At 73.3% G+C, this 12752-nt stretch carries 13 protein-coding genes; 7 read left to right on the top strand and 6 right to left on the bottom strand.

The window, feature by feature from the left end:
- Positions 1-10 precede the first annotated feature (10 nt).
- The 5 genes from K228_RS0105030 to folP all read right to left on the bottom strand — a co-directional run bounded on the left by K228_RS0105030 (position 11) and on the right by folP (position 3670).
- Positions 11-1213 carry an ABC transporter permease gene (locus K228_RS0105030; protein WP_025617429.1) on the bottom strand — a complete coding sequence of 401 codons (1203 nt, stop codon included), beginning with the start codon at positions 1211-1213 and terminating at the stop codon, positions 11-13.
- A gap of 118 nt (positions 1214-1331) precedes the next feature.
- The gene (locus tag K228_RS0105025; protein ID WP_033776526.1) at positions 1332-1871 is read right to left on the bottom strand and encodes a DUF3180 domain-containing protein; all 540 of its coding nucleotides are present in this window, start codon (positions 1869-1871) and stop codon (positions 1332-1334) included.
- Positions 1872-1890: 19 nt separating this feature from the next.
- A complete protein-coding gene (gene folK, locus K228_RS0105020; protein ID WP_025617427.1) occupies positions 1891-2418 on the bottom strand; it encodes a 2-amino-4-hydroxy-6-hydroxymethyldihydropteridine diphosphokinase in 528 nt (175 codons plus the stop codon).
- The gene (gene folB, locus K228_RS0105015; RefSeq protein ID WP_025617426.1) at positions 2415-2777 is read right to left on the bottom strand and encodes a dihydroneopterin aldolase; all 363 of its coding nucleotides are present in this window, start codon (positions 2775-2777) and stop codon (positions 2415-2417) included. Before folB ends, folK begins: the two co-directional genes overlap by 4 nt.
- Positions 2777-3670 (bottom strand): dihydropteroate synthase, encoded by an 894-nt coding sequence (gene folP / locus K228_RS0105010; RefSeq protein WP_025617425.1) that lies wholly within the window; start codon positions 3668-3670, stop codon positions 2777-2779. The genes folB and folP overlap by 1 nt, the downstream gene beginning before the upstream one ends.
- Before the next feature lie 339 nt (positions 3671-4009).
- Here folP and K228_RS0105005 point away from each other — a divergent pair, with 339 nt between their 5' ends.
- From K228_RS0105005 to K228_RS0104975, 7 genes are read left to right on the top strand one after another with little or no spacing between them, the layout of a single operon-like run.
- Positions 4010-4321: a hypothetical protein gene (locus K228_RS0105005; protein WP_025617424.1), complete on the top strand. Its 312-nt coding sequence runs from the start codon at positions 4010-4012 to the stop codon at positions 4319-4321.
- A 14-nt stretch (positions 4322-4335) separates the two neighbouring features.
- On the top strand, positions 4336-4698 hold the full coding sequence (locus K228_RS0105000; RefSeq protein ID WP_012015490.1) for a hypothetical protein: 363 nt from the start codon (positions 4336-4338) through the stop codon (positions 4696-4698).
- 34 nt (positions 4699-4732) lie between these two features.
- Positions 4733-7918 (top strand): ATP-binding protein, encoded by a 3186-nt coding sequence (locus K228_RS0104995; protein ID WP_025617423.1) that lies wholly within the window; start codon positions 4733-4735, stop codon positions 7916-7918.
- 1 nt (position 7919) lies between these two features.
- Positions 7920-9857 carry a hypothetical protein gene (locus K228_RS0104990; protein ID WP_025617422.1) on the top strand — a complete coding sequence of 646 codons (1938 nt, stop codon included), beginning with the start codon at positions 7920-7922 and terminating at the stop codon, positions 9855-9857.
- Positions 9854-10408 (top strand): hypothetical protein, encoded by a 555-nt coding sequence (locus tag K228_RS0104985; protein WP_025617421.1) that lies wholly within the window; start codon positions 9854-9856, stop codon positions 10406-10408. Before K228_RS0104990 ends, K228_RS0104985 begins: the two co-directional genes overlap by 4 nt.
- Positions 10405-11568, top strand: coding sequence for a M23 family metallopeptidase (locus K228_RS0104980; protein WP_025617420.1), 1164 nt, complete (start codon positions 10405-10407; stop codon positions 11566-11568). Before K228_RS0104985 ends, K228_RS0104980 begins: the two co-directional genes overlap by 4 nt.
- Positions 11569-11581: 13 nt before the next feature.
- Positions 11582-12175, top strand: a complete 594-nt coding sequence (locus K228_RS0104975; protein WP_025617419.1) for a hypothetical protein — start codon at positions 11582-11584, stop codon at positions 12173-12175.
- A 1-nt stretch (position 12176) separates the two neighbouring features.
- Here the strand turns inward: K228_RS0104975 and K228_RS25335 are convergent, their stop codons facing one another.
- Entirely contained in the window at positions 12177-12752 is a 576-nt protein-coding gene (locus K228_RS25335) for a hypothetical protein (RefSeq protein WP_033776523.1), read from the bottom strand.

Raw genomic sequence — 12752 nt, 5'->3', positions numbered from 1 at the left:
TGGACGCGGGTCAGCGGCGGCTGGGGTCCCAGTGCCGTCCGCTTCCCCAGTCCGGGAGCTCCCACTGGTCCGTTGGGCTCTCGGCGGGCTGGGGCGGCAGGGTCGCGGTCCAGTCCGTGAGCGGCTCGGGCCGCCGCACATTCCAATCGGCGGGCAGCTGCTCGTCGAGATCGGGGCCGTCGGCCACCGCCTCCCGGTCGTCCCGCGCCCCCCCATACGCCTCAACCAGCCGGGTGACCACCAGCCCCACCCCGAGCACCACCGCCCCGACCGCCCAGCGACTCGCCGAGAGGCCGCTCGCCCGCAGGTCCGTGAGGACGAGCGTGACCAACGAGACGGCCAGCAGGGTACCGAGGATGCCACCCCGGCGGCCGAAGGCACTGGTGCCGGCAAGCAGCGCCGTTCCCACCGCCAGGACGGTCCAGTCCAGCCCCGACCCGACAGCGACCGGGCCGGCGGCGGGAGTCCCTAGTAGGGAGCCGGCCAGCACAGCCAGGACGCTGGAGGCGACCAGCGCCCCGCCGGCCACCACCGGGGCCAGCACGCCCGGCCGGCGGGCCGGATCGCTAACCGGCCGGAACCGGCCGGCCAGTCGACGGATCGGCCGTAACGCGCCGAACAGCCCACCGAGCACGGCGAGCGCTGCGAACCCGGCGAACAGGTAGAGCGCGTCGCTCGTCGGGTCGTAGCTACCCTGCGGCAGAACCGGGTCACCGCGCCGCTCGATGTACGCGACCAGCGCCGCGCCGGCGGCGAGGCTGGCCGCCCAGGCGGGGACGTGCAGCACCGTCACCACGAACGCCAGGAGCAGCCCACCGAGCACCCCGGCGGCGATCGCCGGGCCGAGGGCGGCCACCGCGCCCCGGTCTCCCTGCTCCGCCATGTGCAGCGCCGCGGCGACGGCCGCCGGCCCGATCGCCAGATTCACCGCCGCGGTACGCAGGCTCAGCCCGGCGGCGAGGGCCAGCAACCCGAGGACGGCCCCGTCAACGAGCAACGACCGCAGGTCGTCGCCCCGCAGCGTGTCCGGGTTTTCCCGCCAGAGCAGGTAGGCGACCCCGGCCGCGGCCACCAGGAGTAGGAGCTCCCAGACGACGTGCACGCCGAGCCGGTCCCCACCGGACTCGACCGGGGCCGGATCCGGGGCGGGGACGACGGTGTGGGTACCGGGGGAGGGCTCCGAATTGCCTCGCACCGATTCGTCGTACCCCATGCAGCGCCCTCCACCTGGCCGTCCGTCCCGCTTCCCGACGCGCGAAGCGGCTCGGGGCAGCCGTCACTCTCTGGTGGCAGGCACCGTACCCGCGCGGGAAGCGCGGCGGAAGCCCATCTCAGCGCTGGCCGGGGCGGCCTTCCCGGTCGCCGGGCTCGCGGTCCTCGTCATCCTCCTGCTCGGGGACCCGGCAGGAGCGCTCCAACCAGAGCGCGGCGGCCACCAGCGCCAGGGCGGCGAGCAGGCTGCTCCCAGCCACGTTCCGGTCGCTCGCCGCGACCTGGGTGGGCTCCAAGAACAGCCACCCGGTCAGGCCCCCGTAGAAGCCGGCAAAGATCGCGCCCGCCAGCGCGGACGCCTTGGCCAGCACCACGAAGCGGGCAACCAGGAGCGGGTTCACCGGCTCCTTCCCCGGCCGGCGCTCGATCCGGGCCCGGGTGTTCACCGCGGCGTACGCCTCCAGCACGGCGAGCCCGGCCAGGGTGACCACCGGCAGCCAGGGCAGGCCGCCGGGGAGGTAGTCGTAGTAGAAGAAGCTGATCAGCAGCCACGCCACCGCGGCGGCGGCGAGACCGGCGACCACCAGGGTGGAGGCCCGGGTGGGGCCCATCCGGCCGGGGCCCGCGCCGTCCGGGGGTGATGACTTCGCCCGCGTCATGCCCGCCGGCTCCGCTGCCTCATGCCGTTGACTCTAACCCCACTTCGGGGCAGGGACGCAGCTCCAACGCGTGCGCACCGACCGGCTCCGAGTTCAGCAGGTCGGTGACCCAGCCGTGGCCCGGCAGCCGTCCGTACGGTTGCAGGTCGAGCCAGGGCCGCAGGACGAAGGCGCGCAGGTGGGCGCGGGGATGCGGCAGCGTCAGCTCGGGATCGTCCCGGAGCACCGGCGTGCCGTCCTGGGTCCAGACCGCGATGATGTCGACGTCGAGGGTGCGGGGCCCGAAGCGCCGGGCCGGGTCGCGCTCCCGGCCGGCCGCGCGCTCGGCCGCCTGGGCCCGCACCAGCCAGTCCTCCGGCGCCGCTTCGGGATCCTCGACCAGCACCGCGGCATTCAGGTACGCGGGCTGGTCCCGGTCGCCCCAGGGCGGAGTCTCGTAGACGCCGGAGACCAAAAGCACGGACTCACCCAGCGCGGTGACCGCCGACCGCAGGTGGTCGGCCCGATCGCCGAGGTTGCTGCCGAGCGAGAGCAGGGCGCGGGTCACGAGGCGGACCTGGTCATGGTGACGGCCACGTCGGTGAAGCTACCCGAGATCGGGGCCTGCGGCTTGTGCACCGTCACCGTGGCGCGACGGACCCGGGCGTCGGCCAGACAGACCGTGAGGAGCCGGTCGGCGAGGGTCTCAATCAGGTTGACCGGTTCCCCGGTCACCACCGCCACCAGCTGCTCGGCCAGCTCGCCGTAGTGGACGGTGTCGGTCACCTCGTCCGAACGGGCGGCGGGGGCGAGGTCCAGCTCCAGCAGCGCGTCCACGACGAAGTCCTGCCCGTGCGCCCGCTCGAAGTCGTACACCCCGTGCCGGCCGTGCGCCCGCAGGCCGGTCAGCTCGATTCGGTCGGTCATCACTGCTCTCCCCTGGCCCGGGCGCCGCCGGTGGCGGCCGGGCCGGATGATCCGGTGCCGGCCAGCCGGGGCGATCCGGTGGCCCGCCAGACGGCCAGCGCGTCCGCGGTGGCCCGGACGTCGTGCACTCGTACTCCCCAGGCGCCGGCCGCGACCGCGAGCACGCTGGTGGCGACGGTGGCGACCTCCCGGCCCTCGGTCGGCCGCGGCTGGCCGTCGACGGCGAGCAGCGCGCCCAGGTGGGACTTGCGGCTGGCGGCGAAGAGCAGCGGGTAGCCGAGCGCCAGCAGCTCCGGCAGCCGGGTGCTCAGCTCCCAGTTGTGGGCGGCGGTCTTCGCGAAGCCGAGCCCCGGGTCGATGACGATGCGGTCGGCCGCCACCCCGGCGGCGAGGGCCGCCTCGACCCGCTGCGCCAGCTCGGCCTTGACGTCGGCGACGACGTCGCCGTAGCGGGCCAACTCCCGCATCTCGCGGGAGTGCCCGCGCCAGTGCATGAGCACCCAGGGGCAGCCGGCGTCCCGGACCACCCGGGCCATGTCCGGGTCGGCGAGCCCACCAGAGACATCGTTGACCACCTGTGCCCCAGCGGCGAGCGCCAGCTCGGCCACCCGGGCCCGGGTGGTGTCGATGCTGACCGGCACGCCGGCGGCGGCCAGCTCGCGGATCACCGGTCGCACCCGGGCCGCCTCGGTGTCGGCGGCCACCCGGTCCGCCCCCGGCCGGGTGGACTCGCCACCGACGTCCACCAGGTGGGCACCGTCGCCGCGCAGCCGCACGCCGTGTGCGATGGCGGCATCGAGATCGGCGTAGCGTCCGCCGTCGGAGAAGGAGTCCGGCGTGACGTTCAGGATGCCCATCACCACCGGGGACGCGGCCTGCACCAGATCGGTCACAAGGAGACCGTACCGGTCCTCGTTGGCGCTCCCGCGCCACCCGGCCCGGGGGCGCTGACATGCGCGTCGGCGCAGGTGTGGGGGCGGACGACAGAGTCGGATCGGGGTCATTCTTCGCGGCTTGTCGCAGACAGTGGGTGGCCGTACGCTTTGGAATTGCCGAGCATCGAGATGGCGAAGCCTGGAGGGAGGGCCGAAGCGGGAAAATCCGCCCAGGACCCACCGTCTCGTGGTGGGTGACGACCGCGGCAGCCTAGCCGCAACGTGAGCACTGTTCCCGCCAGGCATGCCTACTGCACCGCCGCGGCGCCGCCGGCCGCGAAATGGGGAGGTTTTCCAGTGATCGCCATCGAGCTGACGGAGGCGGCATCGTCCGCCGCCCACGCTCTCACCGCGCTGAGCGCGACACCGCTCGCCGAGCCCGCGCCCACCGGCATCGACACCGAAGGCGTCGTCGCCTTCTTCGCCAGCAAGATTGCCCCGATCCTGCTGGCCGTGCTGGGCGTCATCTTCATCGGGCGGGCGAGCCGGGGCGAGATCTCCAAGGTGCTGACGAGCTCGGCTATCGCGATCGTCGGCCTGGCCTTCATCGCCGGCGCCGCCACCCTCTTCTTCGTCGGTGACTACCTGATCGACCTGATCTTCGAATAGGCGCGGGCACGAGCATGCGGCTGCGCACCGACGACGACATCTACCGGGCTCGCCTGGTCTACCTCGGGCCGCCCGGCTACACCCTCCCGGTCCACCTCCCGTACGCCCAGTACGGGCTCTTCATCCTGCTTGTTCCCCTCTACATGTTCATCCACTGGTTGTTCACGCTGCAGGTCGAGCTCTTCCCGGCGTGGGAGATCGCCCTCGCGATCGTGACCACCTCGTTCGTCTTCCGGTACGTCGACCCGGACCGGCCCGCGCGGATGGTGATCCACACCGCGCTGACCGACTGGCGACGCACCCGGGAGCCGGCCGCCGAGCAACGCGACCCCCGCCTGGTCGGCAGCCGGATCAGGATCCGAGAGGAACTGGCATGACCGGGCAGTGCAACGACGCGGGTGAGGCGATCGCATGAGTTCCCACTACGCGCCGGGACCCCCGGCTGGGCAGCCGGCCGCGACCCAAGGTGACACAGCGCAGTCTGTTGGCTACGCCCCGGAGCTCGAGGAGGCCCACCACGACCCGGCCCGGGCCACCTCCCCGGGCCACGGCGGGGTCGGCGTCTTCCAGGCACCCCGCCCACTGCAGCAGCGGACGCCCACGGAGTCGACGCCGACCGCCGGCACCGATATCGACTCCCCCTTCCTCGACCTGTTCGGCGCGACCCGCCCGGCGCGGCCCACATCGGGCCGGGCAGCGGCGCGCGAACAGCAGCCGACCATCCCCCAGCAGCTCGTCGCCGGGGATCCACTCGTCGCCGAGAATCCGCCCGCCACACTGACCGCCCCCGCCGCACCGACCGAGGTGGAGCGGCCGCCAGCCGGGCCGGCCCGGCGCTCCACCCGGGTACCGCACCAGGCTGGCGAGCGGCTCGCGCGGCCAGAGACCGGCGCGCCGGCCCCGCCGCCAGCCGACACCGCGCCGCGGCACCTCGACGAACGGTCGGAGCCGGACACCCGAGACGCGCCCCCGTCCGACCGGCGCTCCACCAGCCGTCGGGACCGCACCACCAAACCGGCACGAGTCCGGCCACCGAAGATCAAGTTCAGGGACCGGGACCCGTCGGTGGAGCTGGCCATCACCGAGATCGCCGGCCACCTGACCTTCACCCCCAACACGGTCACCGCCTGGTACTGGCTACCCGAGGTGCGCTGGGCCTTCCGCCCCGACGCCGAACGGGAGGCGCTACTCGCGGCGATCTCGGAGCAGTACGCCGGGTTGGCCGGATTCCGCCTGCACCTGCGGCGCACCACCCGCCCCTTCCCCGCCGACGAGTGGGCCCGCACCATCGACACCAACACCCGGGCACCGCTCCCCGACGTCCCGGGGACACCGAGCTGGGCAGATCATCTGGTCGCCGCACAACGGCACCTGCTCTCGGTCAACCACGCCGAGGGACAGACGTACCTGGGGGTGACCTTCGCCCGGCGCTCACTGGGCGACTCGCTGGTGGAGCGGGTGCGACGCAGCTTCGGTCGCGGCGTCGCGGAGGGCGAACGACGCAAGCTCGGCCGCACCGTCGAACAGTTCGACGAGGTGCTGGGCGCCTTCGGGATGCGCGGACGCCGGGTCACCACACCGGAGCTGGAGTGGCTCCTCTACCGCTCGGTGGCGCTCTGCATGGCCCCGCCCGGGCGACTCTCCCCGGTCACCGACGGGCACTGGGAACGCGGCGACCTGCTCGCCCTGACCGAACAGGTGGAGCGCTACCGCACCCCGTACGGGTCCACGGTCAAGCTGGTCAACCGGATGACCGGGGAGGAGGGGCACGTCGCCGTCCTCGCCGTGGGCCGGATGGAGCCGCTGGAGATCCCCGAACGACACGAGCCCTGGCTGCACTTCCACGAGCGGCTGCCCTGGCCGATGGAGCTGTCCAGCCGGGTCGACATCCTCGGCTCCGGCGACTCCTTCCGTAACCTGGAGCACCGGCTACGGATGATCCGCTCCCAGCAGCTCGACTACGCCGAGCACGGCATCGACGCCCCGCCCGAGCTGGAGCGCCTCGCGGAGCGGGCCCTGGTCATCGGCGACGAGATGACCACCGGGCTGCCGGTCGAGTCCGCCCGCGCGCACGGCTGGCACCGACTCGCCGTCGGCGGCCGGACCCGAGAGGAGTGCCTGGAACGCGCCCGGCGGCTGATCCAGCTCTACTCCCGAGAGCTACGGGTCTCGCTCCAGCACCCGAAGAACCAGGACTGGCTGGCCCGCGAGTTCATCCCCGGGGAGCCGATCGCCAACACCGGCTACGTCCGCCGGATGCCGGTCAACCTCTTCGCCGCCGCGCTCCCCCAGGCCGCCTCGACCGTCGGCGACCGCCGGGGCGACCTGATCGGGCGTACCGCCGGCACCTGCCGCCGGCCGGTCTTCCTCGACCTGCACTTCCCGATGGAGGTCCGGGAACGCTCCGGTCTCGGGGTCTTCGTAGCCGAACCCGGCGGCGGAAAGTCCACCCTGCTCGGCGCCCTCGGCTACCTCGCCGCCCGCCGCGGCGTGCAGGTAACGCTGCTCGACCCCTCCGGCCCGCTCGCCCGACTCTGCGCCATGCCGGAGCTGGCCCCGTACGCGCGGGTGCTGAACCTGACCGGCTCCGAGCCCGGCACCCTCGCCCCGTACTCGCTGATCCCCACGCCGCTGCGCAGTGAGTTCAGCGCCGGTGACGCGGGCGAGCGGGAGTTCGAGATCGCCGTCTCCAACGCCCGGGCCGAGCGCCGGATGCTGGTCCAGGACATCTGCATGATGCTGGTGCCGCCACAGGTCGCGCGGGAGGCCTCCACCGCCACGCTCTTCCGGCACGCCGTACGCCAGGTGCCGGCGGAGGAGACGGCCACTCTCGACGATGTGGTCGCCACCCTGGGCAAGCTCGACGACGACGCCGGCCGGGAGCTGGCCAACCTCCTGCTGGACACCGCCGAGATGCCGCTGGCCATGCTCTTCTTCGGTCGTCCCCCGGAGGGGCTGCTCGGGCCGGACGCCACCCTCACCGTGATCACGATGGCCGGCCTCCGCCTCCCCGACCTCAAGATCGAGCGAGAGTACTGGTCGGCGGAGGAGGCGCTCGCCCTGCCCATGCTGCACACCGCGCACCGGCTCGCCGTCCGCCGCTGCTACGGCGGCTCGATGTCGTCGCGCAAGCTGGTCGGGCTGGATGAGGCGCACTTCATGGAGGGGTGGCGTTCCGGGCGGTCGTTCCTGGTCCGGCTGGCCCGGGACTCCCGCAAGTGGAACCTGGCCGCGCTGGTCGCCTCGCAGAACCCGAAGGACATTCTCGGCCTCGACGTGCAGAACCTGGTCTCCACGGTCTTCGTCGGGCGGATCGCCGAGGACGAGGAGATCGCCTCCGAGGCGCTGCGCCTGCTGCGGGTCCCGGTCAACGACGGATATGAGGCCACCCTCGCCTCCCTCTCCGCCGCCGACAGCACCTCGGCCGCCCGCCTCGGCTACCGCGAGTTCGTCATGCGCGACGTTGACGGGCGGGTGCAGAAGGTCCGAGTCGACGTCTCGTACGTCGATGGGCTGCTCGACCACCTCGACACCACACCGGCGGCGATCGCCGCCGCGGCTGGAGTGCTACCCGTCGTAGCGGATCTGGAGGCGTGAGATGGCCGGGGCCCGGGCTCGGACGGTGGCGCTCTTGCTGGCTCTCGGCGTCCTCGCCGGGGCCACGGTCAGCTGGCCGGGGGTCGGCGCGGCAGCGGCACCAGCGGTGGCTCCGGAGCTGTCCACGCAGGCCCCAGCCAGCCCCTGCACCACCGAGGAGTGGCAGGCCGACTTCCGCGCCTGTGTGTCCCGGCTGGCGGAGGTCGCCGAGGACGACGTCACCTGCCGCAACGCCCCGACGCCGACAGCGCCGGACTCCGGCCTCGCCGGCTGGTTCGCGGCCCGCCCGGACGCGGCGAAGGAAGACGGCCGCAAGGGGTACTACAGCGACTACGGCTACGCGGGATACAGCTACACCACCTACGACATCGACACCGGGTGCGCCACCGCGGTGCTGCACCCGGACTACAAGTTCACCAACACGGTCGCCAACGGCGAGTTCATGATCGCCACCGCGATCGTCGGCGCCTCGAACGCCCTGCGGGAGCGGGCCTGGGATCCGCAGTCGATGTGGGGCTGGGCCGATCCGCTGGTGGAGCAGGCGACCACGGCGGTCTACCAGAAGGTGTTCAGCGTCTTCGGGATCGTCACCCTCTGCGTGGTCGGGCTCTATCTGCTCTGGCGTTCCCGCCAGTCGGACATGAGCAACGCCCTGACGACCGCGGGCTGGGCCCTGCTCGTGATGGTGGCGGTGACCGCGCTGGCCGCCTGGCCGGTGAAGTCCGCCAACGTCGCCGACGGCACCCTGGTCACCACGCTGGGGGTGGTCCACGACGCGGTCGGACCAGCCACCCAGGAAGTCCCGCCGGACCAGTGCCCGGTCCCGAATCCGGCGGCCTGCGCCGACAACCGGCCGCCGGCGGTGCGGGCGAGCGACACGGCGACCGAGACGATGCTCTACCGCAACTGGCTGCGCGGGGTGCTGGGCTCGGCCGACAGCGAGACCGCGAAGAAGTACGGGCCGGCGCTCTACGACGCGAAGTCCTTCTCCTGGGAGGAGGTGGAGCGGCTCCGGTCGAACCCCGCGACGCGGGAGCTGACGGTCAAGCTGAAGAAGCAGCAGTGGGCGCGGGTCGCGCAGCAGATCAAGCAGGAGGATCCGGAGGCGTACGAGTACCTCCAGGGGCTCCGGGACATGGACCGGGTCGGCGCCGGCTTCATCGCGGTGCTCGCCGCGCTGCTCTTCGCGATGTTCGACCTCACCGCGTCGGTGCTGGTGCTGCTGGGCTTCCTGCTCTTCCGCTGGGCGGTGATCGCCGCGCCGATCCTCGGCACCATCGGTCTGCTCCGCCCGGCGAGCGCCGGGCTGCGCCGGCTGGGTAACGCGGTGGTCGCAGCGGTCTTCAACATCGCCATCTTCGGCACCGGCGCCGCGATCTACCTCTTCGCCGTGGACCTCATCATGAGCACCCCGACCCTGCCCGGCTGGCTCCAGGTGGTGCTGGTCTGGCTCTGCGGCGTGGTCGGCTGGCTGCTGCTGCGTCCCTACCGACGAGTCACCCAACTCGGCGGCAAGGGCGGGAGTGAGGCGGGCGGCTCGGCCAGCTCCTGGCACCGCCGGTTCTTCCGGGACATGCGTGCGGCGTCCCGCCTCGACGCGGAGCCCCGCGGCGCCGGCGAGCCGAGCTCGGGTCGCCGCGGGGCGGTGGTGGCGGAGCAGAGCAGGCTGCGGCCGGAGGCCCGGCACGAGGAACTGGTGCCCGCGACCGCGGGTGGGACCCGGCCCGAGCACCGCGAGCGGCCGGACGGGGCACCGGCGTCCGGGGAGCGCAGCTCGCCGAGCCGCACCACCCCGGCACCGCGGCAGCGGCAGGCACCGGCGAGCTGGACCGAGCCGGAGGGCCCGCAGGAGAGCCCCTCCTACGTCATCTACCGACCCGGCGCGACGAAGCCCGCGCCGGAACGGAGCACCCCCCGGATCCGCTCCGAGGCTCGGTGATCGCGGTGCGGCGGGCAGTCGAACAGCTCCTCACCCGGGTACTCCGGTCCCGGGTGGGGATCGCGCTGGCGCTCGCCGTGGTGGTGGTCGGCATCATCGGCACCACCCGGCTGGTCGCCGGGGCGGGGGAGCCGGGGAGCGGCCTCAGCAACCGCCCGGAGCAGCCGATCACCACGGTGCACCCGACGGTCGGTGACGACGGGCTGATCGACACGCGCTCCCCCACGCCGGTGACCCGGCCCGGGGCGGCGACGCCGGAGCAGGTCGCCGCCGAGTTCGTCACCGCCTGGCGCGGGCAGCCGGGGATCACCGCCGAGCGCTGGCACGCCGGGCTGCGCCCCCTGGCCACCCCGGCGTTGGCCGAGCAGCTCGCCGACGTGGATCCGGTTGACGTCCCGACCGGTGAGGTGGCGGGCGCCGTGACGGTCAGGGCCCGGTCCGAGACGGTCGTCGAGGCGCGGGTGCCCTTCGACACCGGCCAGCTCCGGCTGGAGCTGGTGGCGCCGGACGGCCGGTGGCGGGTGGACGCGGTGGACTGGGAGCAGGTATGAGCGAAGCAGCCGAGCCGAAGCGCCGCCGCCTGCGCGTCGGCGTGCTGGCCTTCGCGTTCACCGCGACGCTGACCCTGCTCTGCTGCGCCGGCGGCGCGGGAGCCTTCTTCCTCACCGAGCTCGGCAGCGACGACGAGCTCCGGCTCGCCAACCAGGAGTGCACCGACGACTTCCGGGTCGAGGTCACCGGGGCGATGCCGCAGATGTCGCAGTACGGTGAGCGCCAGCTCCGCAACGCCGCCCGAATCATCGAGGTCGGGCAGGAGCTGCAGGTGCCGCCCCGCGGTTGGGTGATCGCCGTGGCGACCGCCATGCAGGAGTCCCGGCTGCGCAATCTCGCCAACCCCACGGTCCCCGGGTCGGAGCAGCTCCCCAACGAGGGCGTCGGCTCGGACCACGACTCGGTGGGCCTGTTCCAGCAGCGGGCGGGCTGGGGCTCGGTCAAGGAGCGGATGACGCCGGAGTACGCGGCCCGCAGGTTCTACGAAAAGCTGCTGGCGGTCCCCGGCTGGCAGCAGCTGCCGCTGACCCGGGCGGCGCAGGCCGTGCAGGTCAGCGCCTTCCCGGACGCCTACGCGAAGCATGAGGCGCTGGCCTCGACAATCGTCAACTCGCTGGCCGGCGGCGCGGCCCGGAGCGTGCCGGTCGCCGACGGGCATCTCTGCAACGCCGCGGAGGCGGGCCGGATCGCCGCCTCCGGCTGGACCGCCCCGATCCCCGGTGACGTCGGCTCCGGCTTCCGCACCCAGGAGCGGCCGGCGCACCAGGGGGTGGACATCGCCGCCGACAAGGGCACCCCGATCCACGCCGCCGCCAGCGGACGGGTCCTGGTCGCCCGCTGCGACCCGGACCGGGCCGGGGAGCTGAGCTGCGACGTGGACGGCTGGCCGGGCAAGGGTGGCTGCGGCTGGTTCGTCGACATCGCGCACGCGGGGAAGATCATCACCCGCTACTGCCACCTGGCGGAGAAACCCAAGGTCAGCGCGGGCCAGACGGTGCGCGCCGGGGAGGAGATCGGGGTGATCGGCAGCAGCGGCAACTCCTCCGGCCCGCACCTGCACTTCGAGGTGCACGTCGACGGCGACCGGAGTCGCCACGGCGCGATCGACCCGGTGCTCTTCATGCGGGAGCAGGGCGCGCCGCTGCGGAGCGTGGAGTGAGGCACCGACGGCGATGACCGACCCCCTCCCCGACCCCTTCCTGGACCAGCCGGACTGGGCGCCGCTGCCACCCCGACCGATCGCGGTGCTGCCGGCCGCCGGCCGGGTCGAGCTGCGCGGGTGCCGGGTGCGGGTCGGCCAACCCGGGCTGGGCTGGCGCGGTGACCTGCGCGCGGACGACCGCGTGGTCCAGGGCAGCCGCACCTACGTGCCGGTCATCGCCGAGCACGAGTGGTACCGCGCCGAGGCCGATCAGGTCGAGGTCTTCGCCCCCCTCGTCCCGGTCGACCGGGTCTGGGTGGAGACGGTCGGGCAGCGGCCGGAGCTGCCGCCCGCGGAGGCCGATCGGCTGGTCTCCCTGGACGCGCCCACGCATCGGGCGCCGACGCCGGTCTTCGAGGCCGACGCCGTCGCCGGTCGGCGGGTCGTGCAGGTGGTGGGCTCGGTCGAACACCGGGACCTACGCGCGGTGACCGAGACCTACTCGAGCGCCGAGGGGGACATCTGCGTCCGGATCACCCCCGAGATCGAGTGGTATCGCTGGGCCTGGCGCGGGCAGACCCCGACCACACTCGAGGTCCCCGTCCACCTGCTCTGGATCGAATAGGTCAGTCAACCCGCGCGCCGGCGCAGACCCGCCAGTCCTCGCCCAGCCGGGTGGTGAAGCGCCACGGCTGCCGTTCGCTGTAACTGCCACCGTCGACGTAGGCAGAGATCACCAGTTCCAGGTCGACGATCGCCTCGTCACCCTCGCGTTGGACCGCGAGGCTCCCCCAGCTGACGGAGATGGGCACCGCGAACCGCGCCTCCCGCGCCGCCAGGTCCTCGCGCAGCGCCCGCAGCTCAGCGAGGGACGCCCCCTCGGCGCAGAGGAACAGGTCGGCGAGCGTGTCATTCCTGTCTACAAAAAACGCGGCGAGATAGCTACTCACGACCACGTCGGGTGCGCTGCGGTCGGGGGTGGTGGCCCGGTCGTAGAGGACGTAGCCACCGACGATCCCGCCCAGCACGAGCGCCGTCAGCACGGCGGCGGTCACGGTGAGGATGGTGCGAAGTCGTTGCCGCCGCGGCTGGACCGGCGTCCCCGTTCCTGGCGCGGGCGCCGAGGGTGGGGCCGCCAGCTGCTCCGAGGGAGGCCGCTGCGCCGGTAGGCGGGACACCTGGGAACCGGCGGGGGGCTGCAC

This window comes from Salinispora cortesiana (assembly GCF_000484695.1).
Classification (GTDB): domain Bacteria; phylum Actinomycetota; class Actinomycetes; order Mycobacteriales; family Micromonosporaceae; genus Micromonospora; species Micromonospora cortesiana.
Note: the sequence above shows the minus strand (reverse complement) of the source record. Positions and strands in the feature narration are given on the sequence as shown.